This is a genomic window from Pseudoduganella sp. UC29_106, from assembly GCF_044055365.1.
Classification (GTDB): Bacteria; Pseudomonadota; Gammaproteobacteria; order Burkholderiales; family Burkholderiaceae_D; genus Rugamonas.
This window is the reverse complement of the sequence record NZ_CP171977.1, coordinates 6,796,665-6,821,271: the sequence shown is the minus strand read 5'-3', so window position 1 is coordinate 6,821,271 and position 24,607 is coordinate 6,796,665. Positions and strand designations below refer to the sequence as shown.

The following is a 24,607-nucleotide window of genomic DNA, read 5'->3' as shown; positions in this document are numbered from 1 at the left end:
TGGTGAATAATTTGATAATCTTTGCCATCGTTACGCATGCTGGACGTTTTTATAACTGTCGATGTGGAGATCTGGTGTAACGGCTGGAAGGATATCGATTCCCGCTTTCCGGACGCCTACCGGCGCTACATCCACGGACCGACCGCCAGCGGCGAGTTTGGTCTTCCATACCAGCTGAGGGTCTTGTCCGAGCATGGGCTGACGGGCGTTTTTTTCGTTGAGCCGCTGTTTGCTGCGCGCTTTGGCCGGCAACCGCTGGCCGATATCGTCGGCATGATCCGTTCTGCGGGACATGAGGTGCAGCTCCACCTGCACCCCGAGTGGATCGACGAAGCACGCCAGCCGCTGCTGCAGCGCGCGCAGGATAAACGCCAGCACCTCGGCTTCTTTTCCCTGGATGAGCAAACGGAGCTGCTGCGCCAGGCGCGCGCCATGCTGGTCGAAGCGGGGGCGGCGGACGTGAACGCCTTCCGCGCCGGCAGCTTCGGCTTCAACCGCGATACCTTGCTGGCGCTGGCCGCCAACGGCATTCCCTTCGACAGCAGCTACAACGCCACCATGTTCGGCCCGGAGAGCGGTGTCATGCCTGGCATGCTGCTGACCGATCCGGTACTTTGTGACGGCGTTGCCGAATATCCGATGACGGTTTACCGCGATGGCCGCGGCCTTCGCCACACGCAACTGACTTCCTGCACGTCTGCCGAACTGGAAGGCCTGCTGTGGCAGGCGCTGGAGCAGGGCCGCGAGGCCTTCGTCTTGCTGTCGCACGGGTTTGAGCTGCTGAATACGGCAAAGACGCGCAGCGACCCGACGGTGGTAGAGCGCTTCCAGCGCCTGTGCGGCTTCCTGGAGCGCAACCGCGACAGTTTCCGTACCGCCGGTTTTGCCGGACGCACCCCGACCCCGTCAGGCACCCAGCACGGTCCACTGACTTCACCGCTGCACCGGACTGGATGGCGCATGCTGGAACAGGCTTACCGCAGGAGATACGGATGAAGCAATGGGACTTGCGTACGGTGCCCTTCAGGTTCCAGCTGAGCGACCTGACGCTGGCCAGCGTCGGCGTGCCGCTTCAGGTGCGCGCCGCTGCCCTGGGTGCCGATGTTTGCGCGTCGCGTCTGTTGGCCGCTCCCGAGTCGGAACTGCTGCCAGGCAGCCAGGGCTTTGTCGTGCGCGGCCAGCCGCTGGATGAACGTGCGGACGTCATTCGCCGGGCCGGCAATTATCTGTGCTACGTACCCCAGCATTACCAGCATTGCTATATCGACCTGACGCTTGGCTTTGAGCGCTACCAGGCGAAGTTTCGTCCAAGACGCGTGCGACGATCGTGCGCAAGGTGCGCAAATACGCTGAACACTGCGGCGGCCAGCTCGTATGGCAGGGCTACCGCACGCCAGATGAAATCGACCGCTTTCTGCAGCTGGCATTGCCGCTGTCGCGGCGCACCTATCAGGACCGCTTGCTCGATGCAGGCTTGCCCGCGTCCGAAACCTTCCGTTTGCAGGCACGCGAACTGGCCGCGAACGATCAGATCCGCGCTTATCTGTTGTTCGAAGGCGACCGTCCCGTCTCTTACCTGTGCTGCCCGGCGAAGGATGGGGTGCTTTCCTATTCTTACCAGGGCTATGATCCGGAATACATGCGGCTGTCGGTAGGAACGGTGCTGCAATGGCTGGCGCTCGAACAGCTGTTCGCCGAGGAGAAATTCCGCTTCTTCGACTTTACCGAAGGGGAGACCGATCACAAGCGACTGTTCGCGACCGATCAGCGGCTGTGCGCCAATATCTTCTTTGTCCGCCGCAGCCTGCGCAACGGTGTCCTGCTGCGCGTGCATCACGCAATGGACTTGCTGTCGGCCTGGCTGGGCGAGGTTGTCGAGCGCTTTGGCCTGAAGGCACGGATCAAGCGCGTCCTGCGTTTCGGCCGGATGGCGGCGTGATGAAGGAATTGTTGAAGCGCCTGGCGCACCTGGTGCTGGGCGAGTATTCCATTTACCAGATCCTGCAGCGCTCCGAAGGACAGGCCGCGATTGCGGCGCCGGCCGGCGCAGGGTTCAGGATCACTCCCGTCACCCGCGCAGACATCGAAGCCAGCAACGATCCAGTGATGCGCGAACAGGCCGGTTACGCAGGCGAAGGCGCGCTGGCTTACGCTTGCTGGCATGACGATCAGATCGCCGGCCTGTGCTTCTACTGGCATGGGGCACGCTACCTGCCGCGCAATTTCTGGCCCCTGCAAGCGGACGAGGCCAAGCTGGTGCAGGTCATCACCTCGCCGCGCATGCGGGGACGGAAAGTGGCCGGAACGCTGATCGCACTATCGTGCGCGGACGTGATGACCCATGGCTTCAAGCGCACCTTCGCGCGCGTGTGGCATTCCAATACTCCGTCGTTGCGCGCCTTTGCCGGTGCCGGCTGGACGCGTTGCGCCATGGTCATCGAGATCAACCCCTTCCGGCAGGCGCGGCCGTGGCGCTTGCGCCTGCCCTGACCGGGCGAGCGAATACGCAACAGCTTTCGAAAAACTAGTTGTCCATTTTGCAATCTCCATGCAGAATGGAAGCTCATCTGCCACGCCCGTCCAATCTGCTGAGAATTCAAGATGCAACCAAATCTCGATCTGCTGCGCGCGGTGGCCGTGCTTTTCGTCCTGGTATCGCACACGATTACCGTGGTAACGGGCAAGATGACACTGGATCTGCACCGTTGGGGCCAGCTGGGTGTAGTGCTGTTCTTTGTGCACACCGCCCTGGTCCTGATGCAGTCGCTGGAGCGGCAGCAACTGACCGGCTCGACCATGTTCAAGCGCTTCTATGTCCAGAGGATATTCCGCATCTATCCTTTGGCTATTGTGTTTATCACCAGTATCTTCATCCTGGGCAGCAAGCAGTGGACGCCGTTTGCCATGTTCAGCAATCTGACGCTGACCCAGAACCTGTTCTATGTAGGCTATGCGAGCGGCGTCCTGTGGTCACTGCCGCTGGAAGTGCAGATGTATATCTGCCTGCCCATCCTGTACATCTTTTTCAGGAACAGGCCTGTCAGCTGGCTGCTCGTGCTGTGGGTGCTGTCGGTGCCGGTGGCGTACGCCGTTCCCTTCATCTCCGGCCGCATCAATATGCTGGAATTCGTACCCTGCTTCCTTGGCGGCGTGATTGCATGGCGCATGCAGGGCCATGAAAAACTGCCGGGATGGGCCTGGCCGCCGCTGCTGGCGGTCTGCTGCATCGCGTTCTTCTACCTGGCCGACCCATGGAACAATGACTATGGGCGCTGGGTCGTTTGTCTCGTTGTAGGCCTGATCATTCCGCAAGTGCGCCAGCTGAAACAGGCGAGCCTGAACGCCTTCAGCAAGACCGTCGCCAAATACAGCTACGGCATCTACCTGTTCCATTATCCGCTGCTGGAATTTGCCTTCGAAACGCTGGCGGACCGTCCCTACGCGGTGCAGTGGGGCGTGTTCCTGATCAGTGTCACCGGGATTCCGTTTGTGGCCTACCACCTGATCGAGCATCCGATGATCAAGCTGGGCCACGCCTGGACCGAGCGCAAGGGCACGGCCAAGGTGGTTGCTCCGGCCGCTTAAGCCAGGGGGCGTGCCGCCAGTTGCTCCGGCGTCGAATAGATTGTCAGGTTCTCGCCCGACATTTGCTGCAGGTGATCGAAGAAGCCGCGCGCCGGTATCCACCATGAGGCCGCATCGCCGACCTGGCCTTCCGTCAGCAAACCCGCACGCTGGAACTCCGCCTGGAAATACTCGCGCAAATCGGCGCGCGACGGGTTGTCGATCCGGCGTTGCGCGATCGCCGCGGCAAAGGGACGCACGGGCACTTCCCAGCGTTGGCCCTGCTGGTCCAGGCAGGGCATCAGGAACTGCTCTTCACCCCATACCGGCACAGGGAAGGCCTCGCCCATGGCGTCTTCCAGCACATGGTAAAAGGTCACCGGACCCATCGAAATGCCCAGGCCCAGCACCTTGCCCTGTTCGATGCCGACAAAGCGCTGCCAGGGCGATCCTTCGCCGAACACGGAGGGCGCGCGGTGGTGGGCTTCGGTCAGGAAGGCGGCATGGCGGCCCCATGCGGAGACCGAATGCGTCGGATGGACGCTGCGGCGGATGCCGTCGCAGGCCAGGAAGGACTCGGGCAGGCGGCCCATATTGGTGCCATCCTTGCGCACATCGAATACGTAGTCCTGCATCTTGCAGGTCGCGAGGATGGTCCCGCCCGGCATATAGTAGGTCGGGATGATCAGCGTGCCCTGCGGGCCGACGGCGTCCTGCAAGGCTTGTACGACGGTCGCGGCGCCGCCGTCCACATAGCCCAGGCTTTTCAGCGAAGAGTGGATGAACAGCGTGTCGCCTTTGACGATGCCCATGCGGGCCAGGTCGGCGGCCAGCTCTTCCCGGCCTATATGGCGCCGGGTCTGGCGCTGCGTGTTGGCGCTGTTGCGCCGGCGCAGCGTTTCGAGCAGCGCCTTGACCTGGCGTTTGATGGGATTAAGCATTGGCCGCCAGCAGGATGTCCTGCTCCAGCAGGTTGGCGTCGATGCAGAATTTCGCGGCCCAGTTCAGGTATTCCCACTGGCCATAGCTGCCGTTGATCGGGAAGGACCCTTTGACGCCGCCCAGCGTTTCTTTCGGGCCGTCCAGCCAGATCGTGCGGCGCACGAAGCGGGTCAGGCGCTGGCCTGCTTCGAAGTAGCGCTGCTCGCCCGTCAGCTGGTGCAGGAGGAACAGGCAGTGCGCGATCTGTACCGAACCGGTGAGGCAGACGAAGTCGGCGGCCGGCTTGAAATCGCTGTCCATGCGCGCCGGCAGGAAGCCGTCGTCGGCAATGGCCTTGAGCAGGCTGTCGGCGGTGCGCACGGCTGCGGCCAGCAGGTCGGGCCGGCGCGAGTACAGGTGGCCTTCCAGCACGCCGCGCAGCACGTAGCCGATCGTGTGACTGAGCGGATGGGCGGGGTCGTTCAGGCAGTTCGATGCGAACCAGCCGTTGGGCTGCTGCTTGGTCAGCGCCCAGTCCACCTGGCGCAGGCCGGCGGCGCCGTAGCCCTTGCCGGGCGCCACGCGGTCGGCCTCGAACAGGCCCCAGGACACATGGGTTTCATAGGCTTTCTCGCCCGGCTGCGCGAATGGGGTCGGGTGCTTGCGCCAGCAGCCGTCCGGATCCAGGCTGTCGCGCAGCCAGGCTGCCGCGCGCTGCATGGCGTCCATGTAGCGCGGGTCGTCATAGGTCTTGGCGCCGGCCGCCAGGCCAATCAGGATCTGGCCCGTGTTGAAGGTGACGGGCACGCGCGGCGTGGAATCGACCTTACCGCCCTGGAAACCGCCTTCCGGGAACTGGATTGCCACGAACCAGTCGAGCATGCGGCGGGCGCGGGCATGCAGCTCGGCACTGTTCCTGCGCTGCGCCATGTCGATCACGGTCGGCACGACATAACCGGTGGTCTCCGGGTAGGACGAGGCCCAACCCTTGATCAGGCTGTAATCACGGGCCACACCGCCGTCGGCCGTGGCGGAATTGTCCTGCGCCGCGCAAAGCCAGTCGGTGCAGGCATCGATGACAGCCTGGCAGCCCGGATCGCGTTCAGGCAGGCCGCGCTGGTCTGCCTCTAGTTCGGCAATGGCGCCTTCGGGCAACGCAGGCTCCTGGGCAAATTTGTTCTTGATCGATCGGAGTAGCTGGAACATTTTCGTCCTGATAGGGTTAAAGGAGTTGGATCAGATATTGCCCGGAGCGGCCGGCCGCATTGGCCCCCAGGCTGGCACATGGCGCTCCAGCCAGCGCTTGAGCACGTCCTTCTGGCGCTCCGTGATGACGCCCAGTGGCAGAACCAGCGCAAGAGTGATTGCCAGGGTGGCGAGGAAGTAGCCCAGGCCGGGCTGCATGCCGCGCAGCAGCAGGAGTACCAGCAGCAGCACCGGCACATGGAACAGGTAGAGCGAGAACGTGAGGCTGGAGGCGCTGCGGATCGGGCGCGCGCCCAGTTCCAGCAGGCCTGCAAAGCGTGGCGCGATGCGGCGGAAGCCGACAAAATGGGCGGCGATGATGGCGGTAAGGATGTAGTCGCCCAAGAAGCGCTTCGAGAAATGCAGCAGCGTAAAACAGCTCGGGTCCCACCTGGCCGGCGAGCCAGCCGGCAATCCGGTCGGTCAGGTCCCAGTACTGGAAGGCGGCCGCAGCCAGCAGCGATGTGCTCCACAGCAGCCAGCCGGCCGCCTCGCTGATGTGATACCAGCTGCGCTGGCGGTACAGCACGACGCCAACCAGCCAGATCGGCGCCAGCAGCAGGATTTTCGGGCCAATGACCAGCGCCGCCAGGGCCAGCCAGAACCAGCGGCGCTGGCCGGCAAACGTATAGATGGCGAACAGCAGGTAATAGCTCATCTCGTAGCACAGCGACCAGTAGGGCGAGTTCGAGAAGGGCATGATGGACACGAACCACAGTTCATTGACGAAGCCCAGGCTGGCGACGATGCGCACCAGGGAATAGTCATGGGTCGTCATGCCGCCCGCATAAAAACCGGGATCGATGTGCAGGCCGATCTGGTCGACCAGCGGCGTCAGCAGGATGGCGGGCAGGGCGACTGAATACACACGGGCAAAGCGGCTGATCCAGAAGGCGCGCGGCGAACGTTCCTTGTGATCCGCCACGTGGGCAATCACATAGCCGGACAAAAGGAAGAAAACGATGACGGCATTGTGGCCCAGTGAGACGGGCAGCACGCGCCCACCCAGGGTATGCCCGGACGCGTGCGACACCAGGACGGTCAGCGCGGCCAGGAAGCGCAGCAAATCCAGGTAAAGGGAAAGCTGGCGCGACATGCCTTGGGCAGCATCAGGCATCGGTCTTGGCCTCGAAGCGCTCGGAGGCCAGCGCCGTGGCGTGGCTCAGCGCCATCGACAGGTGCTGCTTCCAGGCGGAGGGGAGAGCGGATTGGGCACGCGGCGCGCCGCCATCATGCGCGGCAGCAGGCACAGCGCGTACAGTTTTTCCGGGATCTTGCGCCTCAGCACCATGATGCCGCGGAAATTCGTCCACCACCAGCCTTGCTGCTGCAGGCGCTGGTCCAGGCGAGGGATGCCGAAGCCGGGGTGGTAGAGGTTGAAGGCCAGCGTGATGCGCTGGGTGTCGCCCTCATAGCGTTCCACCGAGTGCATCAGGCTGGACGGGAAGAGCAGCATGCGGCCGTTGCGCGGCGACATCAGCACGTCGCGCCGCAGTACATCCGGTTCGCGGTTGGTGTCGATCGCCACCAGCGACCAGTCTTCGAAGCGGGTGCGACCGCCGCCGGCGCGGCCTTCCTCGATATCGCCCACGTTCACGTAGTAGACGCCGGAGAAGAAGGAGTATTTGCCGAGGTGGTCGTGCACGCGGTTGAAGTGGCCGCGCTCATTGACATTGGCCCAGGCGCGTATTTTCCAGCCCTGTTCAAAGGCGGGGTCGCGGCGCCCGGTCTGGCGCGCCACATACTCCTTCGCCAGCTCCAGCACGCGGTCGAGCAGCTGGCGCACGGCCGGCTCCGTCCAGTCCTGCAGGTCGGTGTTCGATTGCCAGCCGCCGCGGTTGGTTTTGACGGTGCCTGCGCTGCTGCGCCGGCGTTCGAGGACGACGTCGCGCAGCGATGCATTCAGGGCCTCGCTCTCGGGCCAGTCAAAGTACATGACGGGCGAGGGGAACAGGAGTTGCAGGCTGGCACCGCTAAGGTCGCTGGGGTGTTCTTGCTGCGCAGGCGGGGAAATCATGGCATCGCACACGGGTAGTGACTCGCTCTGCAACTATAGCATGCCGTTAATAGAAAGGAAACTTTATTGCGGCTTCTACAGTTTTCGTTGTGTTTGTGCCGCACCTCAGCGACGGCTGGTTGGCGGCGCCAGGAGACTAGCTGTAGCGCTGCCCGCCGCGCGCCGCCGCCATCAGGTTCTGCCGCAGGCGCGTCAGTTTTCTCGCGCCTACCAGCAATAAATTATTCCGTCGATCAAGATCCGGCTTGCCCGTCCTGCCGACGATGAAATCCCTGATTCCGAGCAGGCTGGCATTGCCATGTGCGGGAAAACCATCATCGTAAAGCTGGTTGCAGTTGTAGAAGGCCTGGTCCAGCAGGCGCAGCCATAAACGGTGGCGGTATTCCGGCGGCGTGTTCTCGTACCAGAAAAGAAGATAATTTCTCTGTGTAAGATAGAAATAGTAGGGCGGCCGTTCCGTATCTTTCGCCGGGAGAGGATGACGCACCCTGGCCTCGAACGCAACTCTCGAGCTTCCATCCCGCCTTTGCCAGCCGTACGCTGAGTTCATTGTCCTCGTAGTAGGCGAAATACCGCTCATCGAGGAGCCCGACTTTCCTGAGCGCCGCCACACGCAGCAGCAAGGCGGCACCCGACAGCCACTGATTCATCGGCGTGGCGCCGTCAAGCTTCTGCATTTTTTCCAGGGAGGGCCAGTTGCTCTGGCGGTTTTTCCAGTCGTGCTCGCCGCCGTTGAAGTAAAACGCGGCCATGGTCGTCTTCCAGGCGCGGCGAAACGGCGGCACAGCCGGGGTCGCTTTCCATGATGCGGATTAGCGCCGGCAGCGTATCGGACGCCAGCACGCTGGCATCGTTGTTGAATAACCAGATGAAGTCGAAGTCCTGCTCCATCGCGAGCCGGATGGCCTGGTTATGGCCGCCGGCAAATCCGAGGTTCGCCGCGTTGCGGCGCAGGCTCACCGTGGGCGGCAGCAGGCGCTGCAGTGTCTCGAATTCATCGAGGCTGGAACCGTTGTCTATCACCAGCAGCTCGACATGGCAGGCGGGTGGCTGAAGCTCCAGCAGTCTCGCGACGGCTGCTATGGTTTTTTCCGGTGCGCGCCAGTTCAGTATGCTGACCAGGGTTCTTGTCGTGCTCATTTCCATCGTTGCTCCCCATGGGTTGACTTTGGCTCGAGCGGATCCGACTAACTTAAGGACGCGGCGGGCCTGGCTATGACGGCGAACTGGATGTGGCGGGTGTCTTCAAGATAATCCTTGAAGAGGAAATACGCGATGCGGCGCGGGAGCGAGGGGTAGCATTCCTCGTTAATGCCATGGATTTGCTCGACGACGAGGCCGCTGCCATCGAACAGGCGCAGCAGGCTCTTGCGCGTGAAAAAGCGCAAATGCGTTTTGTCGCGGATTCCGGCCGGCTCGTAGTTGAAATCGCGCTCACGCATAATGTGCACGAGGTTATCGATGTGGCGCAGGTTGGGCAGCGATACCAGCACGCATCCGTTGGCCTTGACCTTGGTGGCGGCCAGTTTCAGCGCCGACCAGGGATCAACCATGTGCTCCAGCACGTCATTGAAGACGATGGCGTCGAAGTACTGGTCGGGCAGGGGCAGGTCGGGGGTAAAGATATCGTTGAATACCTTGTCCAGGACTTTCGTCGCGACCTGCGCCGTTTCCGGGTTCGGCTCAATGCCCCACACTTCGCCACCGCACTTTTTCTTCACCGCGGCGCCAAAGGCGCCGGTGTGGCAGCCCACGTCGAGAACGCGCAGGGCCTGGTCCGGTACGAAAGCGAGCATTTCCGGCCGGGGCGAATCATGGTAGGGCGACGATGTAACCAGGGACGACATGAATACTCCTGTAGAGTTAGCCGGGAAAACTGGTGCAATCAACTGAAGCGCAAACCACTCGCGAGCAATTCCTTCCACGCCGCGGCGTGCACCGGCCGCCTGCGCAGCCAGTACAGGGCGCAGCCGAGCGAGCGCTGGAAGCGGCGGCGGCTGCGGTAGAAATAGCAATGGTCCTGCATGACCACATCGAGGCGTTGCACCAGCAGCCTGCGGTGGGGCTGCCAGGCATGGTCGCCGAGCATCAGCTCGAGCATGCGCTCCTCGTGCAGGAAGCGCGGTGCATCGCCATGGGTCAGGCTTGCCGTATGGATGCGGTACCAGGCCACATCCTCTTCCAGCAGCCACAGGTCGTGCTCGCGCGCGCACTGGAACCACAGGTAGTAGTCTTCCGAGCGCGGCAGGCGCTCATCGAACATGCCTTGCGCGATAACGAGATCGCGGCGGATCAGCACGCTCATGATGCCCACCATGCATTCAGCTGCGAAGGCGGCCACCGGCAAGGGCAGGCGGCGCATCTTTGGCGGGCCGGCGGGGGGCGCCATGTCAAGCAGCGCTGCGGCGCTCTCGAACGTGCCCTGGTCCGGCGCCGGGCGCAGGAGCCGGAAGCGGGCCGCGATCCAGGCCGCATCGGGATGCTCGCAGGCGACTTGCCAGCGCCGTGCCAGCGCGTAGGGGAAGAGCAAATCGTCCGAATCCAGGAAACTGATCCATTGGCCGGCGGCGGCCTCGATGCCGGTATTGCGCGCGCCTGCGGCGCCCTTGCCACGGGCATTACGCAGCATCCGGAGATTGGGCACGTGGCTGAAACTGTTGAGGATGTCCAGCGTTACGGGGTCCGTGCTGCCGTCGTCGACGATGATCAGCTCGAACGGCGGCACTGCCTGTCCGGCCAGGTCCCGCTGGTTCAGGACTGAGGCGACCGCTTCGCGCAGGTAAGCGCCGGTGTTAAACACAGGCATGATGACGGAAACGAGCGGGGCAGTCATAACGTGGTCAAATTATCAAATTATCCTCAACGCTACCTTAGCCAGTGGATTGCTGCAATGCAGTGTGTTGCCATTTCGTCGTTCCTTGCAAAAGGCTGTGACAGGCTGGACAGCGCGGTGTAAAATTGACAATTCATGCTAATTGGTCAATTGAATTGACCAAATTGCATGAAGTTATGTGGCGCTGCGCCAACAGCCATAACGACAACAAAAACGCTCTTTCCCAATGGACGCGATGAACCGGGCCTTCAAATTGTGAAACTCAGCATTGAAGTAGTCCGCTTTATGTTATATAGTTAGCATAATAGTAATACGTAATTCTCACAGGAACCCGAAATGGATAACACGAAGGTGGTCGCGGTTGTAGGATTGGGCTATGTCGGCTTACCGCTGGCAGTCGAATTTGGCAAAAAACGCAAGACGATCGGTTTCGACCTGTCGGAAGCCAAGGTAGAAAACTACCGCCGCTTCATTGACCCCACGGGTGAAGTTTCGGAAGATGACCTGCGCGCAGCCAACCAGCTGACCGTCAGCACCGACCCGGCCGTGCTGGCCGAGGCGGACTATATCGTGGTCGCTGTGCCGACCCCTGTTGATATCGCTCACAATCCCGATTTCGGTCCCCTGATCGGCGCTTCCACCAGCGTCGGCAAGTATATGAAAAAGGGCGCCATCGTGGTCTACGAATCGACCGTGTACCCGGGCGCTACCGAGGAAGTCTGCATCCCCGTGCTGGAAGCGCATTCCGGCCTGCAGTGGCGGCGCGATTTCCACGTCGGCTTCTCGCCGGAGCGCATCAATCCGGGCGACAAGCAGCACACCCTGACCAATATCCTGAAGGTGGTGTCCGGCGATGACGCGCCGACCCTGGATGCGATCGCCAAGCTGTACGAATCCATCGTGACCGCCGGCGTCTACCGCGCCTCCAGCGTCAAGGTGGCCGAGGCGGCGAAGGTCATCGAAAACACCCAGCGCGACCTGAATATCGCGCTGATGAACGAGCTGGCCATCATCTTCGACAAGATCGGCATCGACACCCTGGAAGTACTGCAGGCTGCCGGCACCAAGTGGAACTTCCTGCCCTTCCGTCCGGGCCTGGTGGGCGGCCACTGCATCGGCGTCGATCCCTACTACCTGACGCACAAGGCCGACATGATCGGCTACCACCCGCAAGTGATCCTGGCCGGCCGCCGCATCAACGACGGCATGGCAAAGTTCGTGGCGGAAAAGACCGTCAAGCAAATGATTGCCGCCGGCTGCCATATCAAGGGCGCCAAGGTGAACGTGCTGGGCCTGACCTTCAAGGAAAACTGCCCGGACCTGCGCAATTCCAAGGTGGCGGACGTGGTGTTCGAACTGCAATCGTATGGCCTCGACGTGCATGTGTACGATCCGGTGGCCGATGCGGAGGAATCCGTGCATGAATACGGCATCAGGCTGGAAAGCTGGGACAGCCTGCCGCAGGCCGACGCCCTGGTGGCGGCCGTGTCGCACAAGGAATTGCTGGCCCTGTCGCTGGGCGACCTGTCGGCCAAGCTGAATCCTGGCGGCTGCTTCATCGACGTGAAATCGGCCTTCAATATGGCCGGCCTGCGCGAAGCAGGTTTCAGCGTCTGGCGCCTGTAATCCGGGAGAGCGGTAGTGTCAAAGTTTGAGCAAGTACAGGAGCACCTGCGCAGCCAGTCTTATCACTGGCTGGTGACGGGTGCGGCCGGCTTCATCGGGTCCAACCTGGTGGAGGCCCTGCTCAAGCTGGGCCAGCGCGTCACCGGCCTGGATAATTTCGCCACCGGCCATCAGCACAACCTGGACCAGGTGCACGAGCTGGTCGGTTCCGCGCACTGGGCCAATTTCACCTTCATCGAAGGCGATATCCGCGACCCGGCCACCTGCGCCCGCGCCTGCATGGGCGTGGACTACGTGCTGCACGAAGCGGCGCTCGGCTCGGTGACCCGCTCGATTGAAAATCCGCTGGCCACGCACGAAACCAATGTCACCGGTTTCCTGCACATGCTGACTGCGGCGCGCGACGCCAGGGTCAAGCGCTTCGTCTACGCCGCATCCAGCTCCACCTATGGCGACCATCCGGGCCTGCCGAAGGTGGAGGACCAGATCGGCAACCCGCTGTCGCCCTATGCGGTGACCAAATATGCCAACGAACTGTACGCGGACGTCTTCGGCCGCTGCTACGGCACGCAATCCATCGGCCTGCGCTACTTCAATGTGTTCGGGCCGCGCCAGGATCCGGAAGGCGCCTATGCCGCGGTGATACCGCAGTGGGTGGCCGGCCTGATCCGCAACCGTCCGCTGTTCATCAATGGCGACGGCGAAACGAGCCGCGACTTCTGCTTCATCGATAACGTGGTTCAGGCCAACCTGCTGGCGGCAACCGTGGAGGCTCCGGAAGCCGTCAACCAGGTCTACAACGTTGCGCTCAACGAGCGCACGACGCTAAACCAGCTTTACCTGATGATGCGTGAGCTCCTTCAGCCGCGATTCCCGCACCTGAACGAGCACAAGGCGCAGTACCAGGGGTTCCGCACGGGCGACGTGCGGCATTCGCAAGCCGATATCAGCAAGGCGCGCGAGCTCCTGGGTTTCCATCCTTCGCACCGCATCGGCGAAGGCTTGAAGGAAGCAATGGATTGGTATGTCCGCAATTTGGCGGGTCAAGAATAAATCCGCCATTACAACGAATCACCGGGGAAACTGCGTGGGGACGCAGCAATTCATCCGGCAATAAGAAGTAATGCGGGAGGGAAAAAATGCTAAGAATCTCCAACCACTACATCTCGAAGGTGGTGTTCAGCCTGTTGTTCCTGGAAGTGATGATCCTGATCGGTTCGTTCTATGCCGGAGCGGGCTTGCGCTTCTTCGACGGCGAGCAGTTCGCGTTGCCGCGCCTGGACCATTTCTTCATGTCGGCCTGCATTTTTGCCGCCGCCATCGTGTTCAGCATGAGTGCGCTGGGCATGTACCAGATCAATTTCCAGGAAGGCTTGCGCAATCCCTTCTTCCTGCAGCTGATGCCTTCCTTCGCCATGGGTTTCTGCATCCTGACCCTGGTGTTTTACCTGGCGCCGGAACTGTATTTCGGGCGCGGCATCCTGGTGCTGGTCTACCTGTTCGCGGCCACCGGCATCCTGCTGGCGCGCGGCATTTTCCTGCAGACGTCGCGCACCCACTTCCTGGAAACGCGCATCATCTTCCTGGGCGGAGGCTCCCTGGCAAAGGAGTGCGGCGACCTGGCAGTGCGGCCGGGGAACTACCGTAAATACGATATCGCCGGCTATGTGCCGGTGCCGTCCGAAGACGTGGCTGTGCCGCAGAGCAAGTTGCTGCACCTGGCCGACGGCGCTTCGCTGGTGGCGCTGGCCAATGCCCAGCGCGTGTCCGAAATCGTGGTCTCGGTGCAGAACCGCCGCGGCGGCGCGTTCCCGATCAAGGAACTGCTGGAGTGCAAGACCTTCGGCATCCAGGTGACCGATGCCGCCACCTTCTTCGAGCGCGAAACTTGCCAGATCCGCGTCGATTCGCTGCAGCCTTCCTGGCTGGTGTTCGGCGGCGGCTTCGACCAGAGCTATGTGCGGACCTTCATGAAGCGCACCTTCGACGTGCTGGTCAGCCTGGCCATCCTGGCCGTCTCGCTGCCGGTGATGGTGCTGACCGCCATCGCGATCGCGCTGGAAGACGGCGCGCCCGTGTTCTACGAGCAGGAGCGCGTAGGCAAGGATGGCCGTCTGTTCAAGGTGCTGAAGTTCCGCAGCATGTACAAGAACGCGGAAAAGAACGGCACCCCGCAGTGGGCCTCGAAAAACGACCCGCGCATCACGCGCGTGGGCAATATCATCCGCAAGCTGCGGATCGATGAATTGCCGCAGATCCTGAACGTGCTGAAGGGCGAGATGTCCTTTGTCGGCCCGCGCCCGGAACGGCCGTATTTCGTCGACCAGCTGAACGAGCGCGTGCCTTTCTATGACGTGCGCCACAGCATCAAGCCGGGCATCACGGGCTGGGCCCAGGTGCGCTACGGCTACGGCGACTCGATCGAGGACGCCCTGCAGAAACTGCAGTACGACCTGTATTACGTGAAAAACAACAGCCTGCTGCTGGATGTGCTGGTCCTGATCGACACCTTCAAGGTGGTGATGTTCAGGGGAGGCCGCTGAGCCCAGCTTATGGAGCGCTGATGCCGACCAGCACCGCCGTCTTTAGCTATGCCAGCGCCGCGCTGGCGTTCCTTTTCTTCGGCCTGCTGCTGCTGACGGGATGGCGCCAGCGTCCGCATGGCCGCGTGCTGGCCTTGTCCAGCCTGGTCACGGCCGGCTGGGGCGGTATCCTGGCCTGGGCCGCGGTCACGGCCGAGCCGGCCCTGCTGCTCTACCTCGCCGAACTGCTGCGCGACGCCGCCTGGACTGCGGCCCTGCTGGCGCTGCAGGGCCAGCTTGGACCGGCGCCGGGCGCGCGCCGGTCGCGCAACGTGCGCATGATTGCCGCCTTCTACCTGGTTTTGCTGCTGTCCGCCCTGGCAGCGCCGCTGATTCCGCAGCTGGTGGAATTCCATGTCAGCGTGCTGGGCCGCCTGGGCATCGCCGTGCTGGGCATGCTGCTGGTCGAGCAGCTGTACCGCAACCGCGGCGTGCAGGAGCGCTGGGCCATCAAGTTCGCCTGCCTCGGCATCGGCGCCATGTTCGCCTACGATTTCTACATGTACAGCGACACCCTGCTGTTCCGCGAACTGAGCCAGGAACTGTGGGCCGCGCGCGGTGTGGTCAATGCGCTGACGGTGCCGCTGATCGGCCTCTCCATGCTGCGCAGCGCCTCCTGGGCGGGGCAGATCGCCGTCTCGCGCCGGGTGGTGTTCCATTCGGCCGCCCTGATCGGTTCGGCCATCTACCTGCTGGCCATGAGCTCGGCCGCCTACTATCTGCGCTATGTGGGCGGCACCTGGGGCTCGCTGATGCAGCTGGTGTTCCTGTTCGGCGCCACCGTCCTGCTGGCCGGTATCCTCTTTTCCGGCACCTTCCGCGCCTGGCTGAAAGTGTTCATCAGCAAGCACTTCTACAGCTACAACTACGATTACCGCGAAGAGTGGCTGGGATTTACGCGCACGCTGTCGCAGCAGGGGCCGGGCCTGGGCGAGCGCAGCATCTCGGCGCTGGGCGCCCTGGTCGAGAGCCCGGGCGGCGCCCTGTGGATCCGGAGCGAATCGGGCGCCTTCGAGCCGGCCGCGCAGTGGCATGTGTCGCCGCAGAAAGTCGTCGAGCCGGCCGATTCCGTGCTGTGCCAGTTCCTGGAGCAGAAGCAGTGGCTGATCGACCTGGATGAATACGAGCGCGACCAATCGCTGTATGACAATCTCGCGCTGCCGGCGTGGCTGCATGCCTTCTCGCGCGCCTGGCTGGTGGTGCCGCTGCTGCTGCAAGGGCGCCTGTTCGGCTTTGTCGTGCTGCAGGAAGCGCGCAGCGCCGTCAACCTGAACTGGGAGGTGCGCGACCTGCTGAAGATTGCCGGCACCCAGGCCGCCTCCTATCTTGCGCAGCAGGAAGCCGACAGCGCGTTGATGCTGGCGCGCCAGTTCGATTCCTTCAACCGCCTGTCCACCTTCGTCGTGCACGACCTGAAGAACCTGGTGGCCCAGCTGTCGCTGCTGATGGCCAATGCGGAAAAACATCGCGACAATCCGGAGTTCCAGCGCGATATGATGGAGACTGTCGACTTGTCGGTGCAAAAGATGAAACTGATGCTGCAAAAATTCGAGCCGTACCGCCTCGCCCGAATGCGCCACCGCGCTGGACATCGGTCCGCTGCTGGCGCAGGCGGTGGCGGGCAAGGCCGCGTTCGAGCCGCGTCCGCTGCTGGAAATCGGCCAGCCCGGCCTGCGCGTGCTGGCCGAGGCCGAGCGCCTGGAGCGCGTGCTGGGCCACCTGATCCAGAATGCGATCGAAGCGACGCCGCGCGAAGGCCGGGTGACGGTGCGCGTAGCCCGTGTCGGCGAAACGGTGCAGGTCGAAGTGAGCGACACCGGCTGCGGCATGACGGAAGATTTCATCCGCGAGCGCCTGTTCAAGCCCTTCGACTCCACCAAGTCGGCCGGCATGGGCATTGGCGCTTTCGAGAGCCGGGAATACATCCACCAGCTCGGTGGACAGCTGCAGGTGCGCAGCCAGCCAGATCAAGGCACCACGTTCACGGTCAGCCTTCCGCTGCACCGTCAGCAATCCATTGAACAAGCCGCCTGAAGATAGAGGACACGCTGTGAGCACGAGCAAACCGAAGCTGCTGATTATTGAAGACGACCCTGGACTGCAAAAGCAGCTGAAGTGGAGTTTTGACGACTACGATGTGGTGGTGGCGGGCGACCGCGAAAGTGCGCTGGCGCAGTTGCGCCGCCACGAGCCGGCCGTCTGCACCATGGACCTGGGCCTGCCGCCCGATCCGGATGGCGCCACCGAAGGCCTGGCCACGCTGCAGTCCATCCTGGCGCTGGCGCCGGACACCAAGGTCATCGTGCTGACCGGCAATCAGGACCGCGCCCACGCCGTGCAGGCGATCGCCATGGGCGCCTACGATTTCCACCAGAAGCCCTGCGAGCCGGAGTTGCTGTCGCTGGTGATCAAGCGCGCCTTCTTCCTATACGGCCTGCAGCAGGAAAACCGCCGCATGCAGCAAAGCCAGGCGGACAGCCCGCTGAACGGCATCATCAGCCGCGACCCCGGCATGCTCAAGGTGTGCCGCCAGGTCGAGAAGGTGGCGCCCAGTTCCGCCACCGTCATGGTGCTGGGCGAATCGGGCACCGGCAAGGAAGTGATTGCGCGCGCCCTGCACCAGGGCAGCCCGCGCGCCAAGGAGCGCTTCACGGCCATCAATTGCGCGGCGATCCCGGAAACGCTGCTCGAGTCCGAACTATTCGGTTACGAGAAGGGCGCCTTCACCGGCGCCGTCAAGCAGACCAAGGGCAAGGTGGAACTGGCCCATGGCGGCACCTTCTTCCTCGACGAAGTGGGCGACATGCCGATGCCGCTGCAGGCCAAGCTGCTGCGCTTCCTGCAGGAGCGCGTGATCGAGCGCGTCGGCGGCCATGAGGAAATCCCGGTGGATGTGCGCATCGTCTGCGCCACCCACCAGAACCTGAAGGAACTTGCGAAGTCCGGCCGCTTCCGCGAAGACCTGTATTACCGCCTGTCCGAAATCGTGCTGACCCTGCCGCCGCTGCGCCAGCGCGAAGGCGACGCGGTGCTGCTGGCGCAGCACTTCAAGAACCGCTTCTGCACCCAGGAAGGGCGCGGCAATATGCACTTCAGCACCGATGCCCTGGCGCAGATCAGCCACCACGAGTGGCCGGGCAATGTACGGGAGATGGAAAACATCATCAAGCGCGCCGTCATCATGGCGGACGGCCCGGCCATCACGGCCGACGACCTGGGCCTGTCAGGTGCGCCGCTGGAAGAACAGCCCTTCAACCTGCGCCAGGTGCGCGACGAGGCCGAATACCGGGCCATCGTCAAGGCGCTGGCCCAGGTCGAGGGCAATATCGTCAAGGCTTCCGAGCTATTGGGCGTGAGCCGCCCGACCCTGTACGATTTGATGGAACGTCACGCGATCAAGGCTTCCGCGGCCTGATCTTCGGTGGTGCGGCGGCGGCGCTTGCGCTTTGCTGCCACCGCTTTCAGATTGCCCGCCAGGGCCAGCAGCATGAACAGGATGGTCAGGCGCGGCACGTCGGTGATGGAGTCGAACAGGCCCACCATCATGCAGCCCGTCATCGCCGCCAGGAACACGGCAGCCTGCAAGTCCCCGCCCAGGCCGCGCCCCACCAGCGGCGCGCCTACCGCCAGCAGGAAGAAGGCGGTGGCCAGGGCGCCCACCCAGCCCAGTTCGAACACCGTATTGACCGCGTAATTCTTCACGTGCCAGGGCATGTGGTTGCGGTCGCTGCTGAAGAACCAGTAATCGTTGGCGTCGCTGAAGCTGCCGTTGCGGATCAGCTCGCGGCCCGTGTCCGCTTCGCGCAGGCTGACGTTATCCACATCCATGGTGCCGGTGCGCGACCAGACGGCGATTTCCAGCTGCATCGGCGTGCCGATCAGGCCGTCCGTGCTGGTGCGCGGCGGCAGCGGCTGCTCCACATGCACCCAGTCCGGCGTCCATTTGGCGCCCGGAACGCGCGGGATCAGGCAGCTCTGCGGATAGAGCAGCCAGCGTTCGCAGACGGCGGTGCTGAGCCCGGCCTTGTCGCTGCTGGTGCGGTAATCCATGGACAGCACGTAGCGGCGGCCGGGCTGCACGTCCACCCGCTGCAGGAAGCGCAGGATTTCGCCGTAGCCGGTGGACAGCTCCGAGCCGCCCAGGCGCAGGTAGCGGTTGCTGCCTTCCTCGATATAGCGGAAGGAGCCGGGCGTTTCACCGTGCGTGTTACGCCACATGTACAGCTGCGGATAGCGGCCCAAGCCCTGGCCGAAAGCCTGGGTCATGCCGTCCTTGTCCATCATGTCCAGTGCTTCCTGCCAGTGGTCGAGACGCACGCCCAGGTCGTCGCCCACGGTGGAGAAGCGGCTGCCGGTGTAATAACTGCCGGTAATCGGGATCAGGATGGCCAGCACGATGGTGGCAAAAAAGCCGACCGTCAGCGTGCCGCGGTTCAGTGTCCAGGGGCGCTGCGGCAGCAGGCGGCAGGCGGCCAGGGCGGCGGCCAGCAGCAGCACCATGGCCAGGTCGGGCAGGGTTTCGTTGCCGCCCCAGTGCCTGCCGACCAGAATGGCGGCGAGGCCGATTGCGGGTAGTGCACCCAGGGCCAGGGCAATGCCCTGCAGGCGCTGCTGTTCGCGGCCGAACAGCAGCAGCGCGGTGCCGGCCGCGCACACGGCGCCGGCCAGGATATAGCCCGCATAGGCGGTTTTCGACGTCTCGCCGCCACCGCCCAGCAATTCCAGCGCGCCATTGGCCGCCAGCAGCGCCACGGCCACCCCGGCAGCAAGCAGCCAGTGCCGCAGGCGCTGTTCGGCGCCGCCGGCCACGACCGCCGCGCCCAGCAGGCCGAGCGATGCCAGCAGGCCGCGGTAGCCGCTGGTGCTGAACACATGCGACAGCATCCACACCAGCAGCACTCCCATCAGCAGGGCCGCCAGCAAGGCCTGCCAGCGCAGGGCGCCGCGGCGCACGCGGTGCGCGCAGATGAGCGCGCCGATCAGGGCGCCGGAGGCGGCGTAAGCGATGTAAATGTCGCGCGAGAAAATGGTCAGGCCCGCGAAGCAGCCCAGCATCAGGCACGCCAGGCCGGCCGCCAGCCGGGACGGGTGATGGCGGCCATCGATCAGCCACAGGGCGACAAAGGGGAAGGCCATCGCCAGGTAGGCGTCGAGGGCGGCGCCGCCGGTGTGCATGGCGGAGAAGGGCGCCGTGGGACGGTAATCGCTGGCGAAGTTGAGCAGGCCGGGAAGGTATCGCGCTCCCACATCACGGCCAGGCTGGTGAGCGCCAGGCCGGCCAGCATGCCCGGCACGAACAGGCGCTCGATGTTGACGGCTTCCGCTCCCGCGCTCTGGCGCAGCAGGGGCAGCAGCAAGAGCGGCCACAGCAGGCCTTTCAGCACGCGCAGGCTGTTATACGGGCTGACATAGTTGGACAGTGCATTGGCGTCCCACGGCGGCAGCGGCAGCAGGCCGCGCGCGGCTGCGCCCAGCCAGCACAGCACCAGCAGCACGCAGGCCGCCTTCGCCAGGCCCGGCAGGCGGGTGGGCTGTTCTTTGCCGTAACGCAGGTAGCCGCCGGCACAGGTGGCCAGCAGCAGCAGGTCCAGCTCGTCGACGAAATACCAGCCGGTCCACGGCGCGAAATCGAGCACGGGCAGCAGGGCCGGCACGATGGCCAGCCACCAGGTGGGACGCCACAGCAGCAGGGCGATATAGGCGCCAAGTCCGGCGCCCAGCAGCAGCTTGTTGGCCGGGTAGTACCAGCAAACGAGGGCCAGCAGGGCCAGCGCCGCCACCGCGGTGGCGCGCGCAAACACAACACGCATCATTGTTTCGTCGTCGCTTCGGTGCTGGCAGAGGAAGCGGCCGCCGCAGCAGCAGGGGCAGCGGCGCCTGGGGCTGCACTTTCAGCATCGGCGGCGGCGGACTTCGGCGGCTCAACCCAGGCGCGGGCACTGACCAGCATGTTCTTCAGGCCCGCCAGGGGGAAGCCGGCGGCATAGGCCTTCTGGGCGTAAGGCAGGGCCTTGTCGTACTGTTTCTGCTTGGCGTACATCAGGCCGATGTTGTAATTGATGGCGGGATCGTCCGGGCTGAGCGCGATTGCCCGCTCGAACATGGGCAAGGCTTGCGACTCCTTGCCCATCACATACAGGTAACGGCCATACAGCCCCCAGACGATGCCATCGTCCGGACGGAAGCGCACTGCGCGTTCCAGATAGCACTCGGAAGGGTATTGCATGCCGGGAATCGTGCCGCCCTTGTAGCGCGGCGCCATCCGGATCACCGCTTCCAGCGCGCGCCGGTGGTTGGGGAAGGTGGCCAGGGTGTAGTGGATGTCCGCCGCCGCCAGGCCGCCCGAGGTGCCGCGTCCGCCCGCTTCCACCTCTTCAGTGAAGTGGGCGCCCTCAACGATCTGCAGAATTAGTTCGTTATCCCGCACGTCGTGTGCGACGCCCAGGCTGCCGCAAATCTGCCTGGCCTGCGCCATGCCGCCCGAGAGCATGAGCAAGCTGGCGCCGGAAATCAATATCGCTTTCTTCATACTTCCTCCGTACTGCCTTGGGTGACCGGACGTTTGGCGTGCGCGGTCGCGGTGATATGGTCCAGCAGGCGGCCCAGCTCTGCGGTGCGGGCGCGGCGCGAGGCGCCGGCCACCGCCGCGGACGTCGCCAGCGGCGCCTGGCCCGCTTCCGCCTGGCGCAGGAAGTGCAGCAGGCCGGCCTTGATGCCTTCCTTGTCGTCCAGCGGCGCGATGGTGTCGATGCCGGCGCTGCGCAGCGCGGCGGCGGTGTCGCCGATCGTATCCGTCAGGGCCAGGATGGGGCGGCGCGCGCGCAGGTATTCATACAGCTTGGCCGGGATCTGGTGGTTGCAGTTGGTCGCCTGCAGCACCAGCAGGCCGTCCGCCGTCAGCATTTCGGTCAGCGCGTCGCGGTAGGCGATGTGCGGCGCCAGGCTGACCAGGCTGCCGATGTTGTAGCGGTCGATCAGGCCGGCGAGGTAGTCATCGTGACCGGTGGCGCGCAGCACGATATGCAGCCGCTGCGGCGTGACCTCGCCCGTGCGCTGCAGGTCGGACAGGGCCTCGAACAGCGGCACCGGATCGCGCTCGGACGGGTAGATCACGCCGCTGTGGATCAGCGTGAACGGCCGGCCGGGCGGGCGCTGGAAGCTGGCGGCTGCGCGCGCCGCATCGGTGAAGTTCTCTTCATCGTAGCCATTCTCGATCAGCGTGAAGCGGCTGGCCGGGATGTGCGGATAGCGTTTGGTATAGGTGACGATGGCGCCCGGCGTGGTGCACACGGCCACCGTGCAGTTTTCCACCGTGCGGTCCTCGATCCAGCGGTAGACCTTGCGCGTGACGGGATTGGACGGATAGTCGACATCGGTCATCGGGTCGCGCAGGTCGGCCACCCAGGGCAGGCCGGTCAGCTTGTGCAGGAAATAGGCGATCAGGTTGGCGGTGGCGATCGGATAGGTCGACCACAGCACCTGCGGCTTGTAGCGGCGCACCAGGCGCAGCCCGGTCGGCACGGCGCCCAGGCACCAGCTGACCCAGCGGTCCGGCAGGGCCATCCAGCCCACGTAGCGGTTGCGGAAGGACAGGTGACGCCGCGTGTCGAGCGCAAAGGCGCGGTGCACGATGGCTTCGGACGGAATTTCCTTCATCTGGTCCGGGCCCTGGTTTTCGTAGACGCGCGGATGGGCCGACAGCACCAGAGGTTGCCAGCCCAGCGCGGGCAGGTATTGCGCAAACTTCAGCGTGCGCTGGATCCCGCTGCTGCCGCGCAGCGGCGGAAAGTGAAAGGCGATCATCAGCACACGCTTTACCATGCGCGCACCCATTCGCCGGTCCATGCGGCCACCTGGTCGCGCCATTCGCGGCGCGAGAAGGTATGGTCGGCCGCCTGCAGGGTCTGCTGTTGCACGCGCGGTGCGGCCAGCAAGTCCTGCCAGCGGCGGGATGCCTTGGTCATGTCAAGAAACTCCTGAGCCGTGAGGTCGGCGCCACTGAAAATGAAAAGGACGGGGCCGCCGAAGCGCTGCATGCCTTCCAGCATGCGCCCGTGCAGGCCGGGACCGCCCGGCGGTGCGCCGACCGAGTAGACGGGGGCCGGTGCCGCCGCTTCCGGCGCCGGGGCCGGTTCGTCTGCCGGCGCCTTGCCGCGCGCCGCGCCCAGCACGCCGGCGAACGAGCGCAGGGCGCCGCGGAAATCGAACTGGCCGCTGACTATCTTCTTCCACAGCGCCGGCTGCAGCAGGCGGTCGCGGTAATAGTGCTTCAGCGTGGCGCGCGCCAGGCCATCCTCGGTGCGCGCCCACGGGTTGAGCAGCACCAGGCCGGCCACGCGCCGGTCGGCGTGGGCATGGAACATGGCGGCGGACGCGGCGTCGCACAGCCCCCACAGCACCACTTCCTGCAGGCCCGGCACGGCGTGCAGGAAGGCGTCGACGGCGGCGCGCAGGTCGTCCTGCACCATTTCAAAATTGCGCAGATCGCCGCCGCTGTCGCCCATGCCGCGGTAGTCGAAACGCATGGCGGGAATGCCTTGCGCGGCCAGGTCGCGCGCCAGCAGGGCGAACTGGCGGTGGCTGCCGGCCCGGTACTGCGGGCCGCCAACAATGATCAGCACGCCGCGCTTTGCCGGCGCGGCGCTGGGGCTGAGGATGGCGACCAGCGGCTCGCCGCCGCAGGCGAAGGCCAGGGCTTGTTCGTCAGGCTGCATAGGCGGCCTCCTGCAGGGCTGCGCAGGTGGCCCGCAGCAGGAAGGGTGCTTCCGCGATTTCCTGGCTGGCCCAGAAGGCGGGGCCGGGTACGGCGTGGCCGGTGGCGTCGGCGCCGTTGACCTGCCAGGTCTGCAGCACGCGCGCCGCGGCCGGCGGCAGCGGACGGCTCGCTTCGGCCACCATTTCAAACCAGTGCACGGGGCACAGCGGCGGCATGATGCGCGTCGCATCCTGGCCATCGATGGCGCGCGCCAGTTCGGGCGCCAACGTATAGCCGGCGATTTCCAGCGCTTCGCCCTGTTCCAGCGCGGCGCGCAGGGCGGCTGTGCCGCCATTCTGCTGGCCGTCCTCGAGCATCTGCGCCGCCACCTTGAGGCGCAGGAACTGGGTCAGGAAGGCCGAGCCGCTGGAGACGGGCTGCCACAGCAGCATGGCGGACGGCATGTGCGGCGACTGGCGCGCGTAGTCGAGGGCCAGCAGGGCGCCCAGGCGCAGGCCCCACAGGCCGACCGGCGCCAGCAGGGCGTCGCCCAGCTTCTGCTCCAGCCAGCGCTCGGCGCGCGCCACGTCGGCCAGCCAGGTTTCCCAGCGCGCGTCGGCAAAATCGCCGGCGCTGTCGCCGCAGCCGTGCAGGTCGATCTGCAGGATGGCAAAGCCCTGCGCCGCCAGCGTGCGTGCCTGCAGCGCCGCCATGCGGCGCGCCTTGTTCATCTCCTCGGCAAACGGGTGCAGATAGATGAAGGCGCCGCGGCAGGAACCCTGCGGCGCGTGGTACAGGCAAAAGCGCGCTGCTGCCCCGCCGTCCAGGAAGAACGGATGGGCGTGCGGCGCAGGGCGGGCATTCATGCTGTCAGCTTGTGTTGGACGAAGGCGGCCAGGCTGCCGAGGGTGGCGAAAGTGGAGGCGCTGATTTCGTCATCGTCCACGCTGAAGCCGAACTGCTCTTCCAGTGCGCCGATCAGCTGCACCACGGCCATCGAATCGAGTTCCGGGATGCTGCCCAGCAGGGCCGAATGCTCGTTCAGGTGCTGGCCGGCAGGGCCGAGGGCGAGCGTGTCGATCAGGAGGGTTTTTACTTCGTCGAGATACTGCTGCATTGATAAA

The 24,607-nt window shown here is 64.4% G+C and carries 24 protein-coding genes and 1 pseudogene; 10 read left to right on the top strand and 15 right to left on the bottom strand.

From position 1 onward, the window contains the following. Positions 1-36: 36 nt before the first annotated feature. Entirely contained in the window at positions 37-996 is a 960-nt protein-coding gene (locus ACHMW6_RS33855) for a hypothetical protein (protein ID WP_395403804.1), read from the top strand. Here ACHMW6_RS33855 and ACHMW6_RS33850 read toward each other — a convergent pair. Next, complete coding sequence (locus tag ACHMW6_RS33850) at positions 975-1,256, bottom strand: hypothetical protein (protein ID WP_395403802.1); 282 nt, start codon at positions 1,254-1,256, stop codon at positions 975-977. The genes ACHMW6_RS33855 and ACHMW6_RS33850 overlap by 22 nt on opposite strands. Before the next feature lie 71 nt (positions 1,257-1,327). Between ACHMW6_RS33850 and ACHMW6_RS33845 the strand changes: the two genes are divergently transcribed. From ACHMW6_RS33845 to ACHMW6_RS33835, 3 genes are all read left to right on the top strand, one after another. Continuing rightward, on the top strand, positions 1,328-1,939 hold the full coding sequence (locus ACHMW6_RS33845) for a GNAT family N-acetyltransferase (protein ID WP_395403800.1): 612 nt from the start codon (positions 1,328-1,330) through the stop codon (positions 1,937-1,939). Next, positions 1,939-2,490, top strand: coding sequence for a GNAT family N-acetyltransferase (locus ACHMW6_RS33840; protein ID WP_395403798.1), 552 nt, complete (start codon positions 1,939-1,941; stop codon positions 2,488-2,490). The genes ACHMW6_RS33845 and ACHMW6_RS33840 overlap by 1 nt, the downstream gene beginning before the upstream one ends. 111 nt (positions 2,491-2,601) lie before the next feature. Beyond that, positions 2,602-3,585 carry an acyltransferase family protein gene (locus ACHMW6_RS33835; protein WP_395403796.1) on the top strand — a complete coding sequence of 328 codons (984 nt, stop codon included), beginning with the start codon at positions 2,602-2,604 and terminating at the stop codon, positions 3,583-3,585. Here the strand turns inward: ACHMW6_RS33835 and ACHMW6_RS33830 are convergent. The 8 genes from ACHMW6_RS33830 to ACHMW6_RS33795 form a co-directional block, all read right to left on the bottom strand. Continuing rightward, entirely contained in the window at positions 3,582-4,505 is a 924-nt protein-coding gene (locus ACHMW6_RS33830; RefSeq protein ID WP_395403794.1) for an AAC(3) family N-acetyltransferase, read from the bottom strand. The genes ACHMW6_RS33835 and ACHMW6_RS33830 overlap by 4 nt on opposite strands. Continuing rightward, positions 4,498-5,691, bottom strand: a complete 1,194-nt coding sequence (locus tag ACHMW6_RS33825; RefSeq protein WP_395403792.1) for a hypothetical protein — start codon at positions 5,689-5,691, stop codon at positions 4,498-4,500. The genes ACHMW6_RS33830 and ACHMW6_RS33825 overlap by 8 nt, the downstream gene beginning before the upstream one ends. A 16-nt stretch (positions 5,692-5,707) precedes the next feature. After that, positions 5,708-6,847, bottom strand: coding sequence for an acyltransferase family protein (locus tag ACHMW6_RS33820; RefSeq protein ID WP_395403790.1), 1,140 nt, complete (start codon positions 6,845-6,847; stop codon positions 5,708-5,710). Positions 6,848-6,892: 45 nt separating this feature from the next. Next, positions 6,893-7,747 (bottom strand): TIGR02466 family protein, encoded by an 855-nt coding sequence (locus ACHMW6_RS33815; RefSeq protein ID WP_395403788.1) that lies wholly within the window; start codon positions 7,745-7,747, stop codon positions 6,893-6,895. Between the two features lie 136 nt (positions 7,748-7,883). Next, entirely contained in the window at positions 7,884-8,297 is a 414-nt protein-coding gene (locus ACHMW6_RS33810; protein ID WP_395403786.1) for a hypothetical protein, read from the bottom strand. Positions 8,298-8,410: 113 nt separating this feature from the next. Beyond that, on the bottom strand, positions 8,411-8,893 hold the full coding sequence (locus ACHMW6_RS33805) for a glycosyltransferase (protein ID WP_395403784.1): 483 nt from the start codon (positions 8,891-8,893) through the stop codon (positions 8,411-8,413). A gap of 41 nt (positions 8,894-8,934) precedes the next feature. Next, complete coding sequence (locus ACHMW6_RS33800; RefSeq protein ID WP_395403782.1) at positions 8,935-9,594, bottom strand: class I SAM-dependent methyltransferase; 660 nt, start codon at positions 9,592-9,594, stop codon at positions 8,935-8,937. A gap of 38 nt (positions 9,595-9,632) precedes the next feature. Beyond that, positions 9,633-10,580 carry a glycosyltransferase family 2 protein gene (locus ACHMW6_RS33795; protein WP_395403780.1) on the bottom strand — a complete coding sequence of 316 codons (948 nt, stop codon included), beginning with the start codon at positions 10,578-10,580 and terminating at the stop codon, positions 9,633-9,635. A gap of 336 nt (positions 10,581-10,916) precedes the next feature. Between ACHMW6_RS33795 and ACHMW6_RS33790 the strand changes: the two genes are divergently transcribed. From ACHMW6_RS33790 to prsR, 6 genes and pseudogenes are all read left to right on the top strand, one after another. Further along, positions 10,917-12,206: a nucleotide sugar dehydrogenase gene (locus ACHMW6_RS33790; protein WP_395403778.1), complete on the top strand. Its 1,290-nt coding sequence runs from the start codon at positions 10,917-10,919 to the stop codon at positions 12,204-12,206. Positions 12,207-12,221: 15 nt separating this feature from the next. Further along, positions 12,222-13,259, top strand: a complete 1,038-nt coding sequence (locus ACHMW6_RS33785) for an SDR family oxidoreductase (RefSeq protein ID WP_395403776.1) — start codon at positions 12,222-12,224, stop codon at positions 13,257-13,259. A gap of 86 nt (positions 13,260-13,345) precedes the next feature. Continuing rightward, positions 13,346-14,749: a TIGR03013 family XrtA/PEP-CTERM system glycosyltransferase gene (locus ACHMW6_RS33780; RefSeq protein WP_395403774.1), complete on the top strand. Its 1,404-nt coding sequence runs from the start codon at positions 13,346-13,348 to the stop codon at positions 14,747-14,749. A 20-nt stretch (positions 14,750-14,769) separates the two neighbouring features. Then, positions 14,770-16,281, top strand: a pseudogene (gene prsK / locus ACHMW6_RS33775) (XrtA/PEP-CTERM system histidine kinase PrsK); the annotation flags it as partial. Between the two features lie 121 nt (positions 16,282-16,402). After that, positions 16,403-16,822, top strand: coding sequence for an ATP-binding protein (locus ACHMW6_RS33770; protein WP_395408778.1), 420 nt, complete (start codon positions 16,403-16,405; stop codon positions 16,820-16,822). A 16-nt stretch (positions 16,823-16,838) separates the two neighbouring features. Further along, entirely contained in the window at positions 16,839-18,203 is a 1,365-nt protein-coding gene (gene prsR / locus ACHMW6_RS33765) for a PEP-CTERM-box response regulator transcription factor (protein WP_395403772.1), read from the top strand. Here prsR and ACHMW6_RS33760 read toward each other — a convergent pair. From ACHMW6_RS33760 to ACHMW6_RS33735, 6 genes are all read right to left on the bottom strand, one after another. Beyond that, positions 18,176-20,035 carry a hypothetical protein gene (locus ACHMW6_RS33760; RefSeq protein WP_395403770.1) on the bottom strand — a complete coding sequence of 620 codons (1,860 nt, stop codon included), beginning with the start codon at positions 20,033-20,035 and terminating at the stop codon, positions 18,176-18,178. The genes prsR and ACHMW6_RS33760 overlap by 28 nt on opposite strands. Positions 20,036-20,597: 562 nt before the next feature. Further along, on the bottom strand, positions 20,598-21,317 hold the full coding sequence (locus ACHMW6_RS33755) for a tetratricopeptide repeat protein (protein WP_395403768.1): 720 nt from the start codon (positions 21,315-21,317) through the stop codon (positions 20,598-20,600). After that, on the bottom strand, positions 21,314-22,633 hold the full coding sequence (locus ACHMW6_RS33750) for a glycosyltransferase (protein WP_395403766.1): 1,320 nt from the start codon (positions 22,631-22,633) through the stop codon (positions 21,314-21,316). Before ACHMW6_RS33750 ends, ACHMW6_RS33755 begins: the two co-directional genes overlap by 4 nt. Beyond that, on the bottom strand, positions 22,603-23,502 hold the full coding sequence (locus ACHMW6_RS33745) for a hydrolase 1, exosortase A system-associated (protein WP_395403764.1): 900 nt from the start codon (positions 23,500-23,502) through the stop codon (positions 22,603-22,605). The genes ACHMW6_RS33750 and ACHMW6_RS33745 overlap by 31 nt, the downstream gene beginning before the upstream one ends. After that, positions 23,492-24,349, bottom strand: coding sequence for a hydrolase 2, exosortase A system-associated (locus tag ACHMW6_RS33740; protein ID WP_395403762.1), 858 nt, complete (start codon positions 24,347-24,349; stop codon positions 23,492-23,494). Before ACHMW6_RS33740 ends, ACHMW6_RS33745 begins: the two co-directional genes overlap by 11 nt. Further along, entirely contained in the window at positions 24,346-24,600 is a 255-nt protein-coding gene (locus tag ACHMW6_RS33735; protein WP_395403760.1) for an acyl carrier protein, read from the bottom strand. The genes ACHMW6_RS33740 and ACHMW6_RS33735 overlap by 4 nt, the downstream gene beginning before the upstream one ends. Positions 24,601-24,607: the final 7 nt, after the last annotated feature.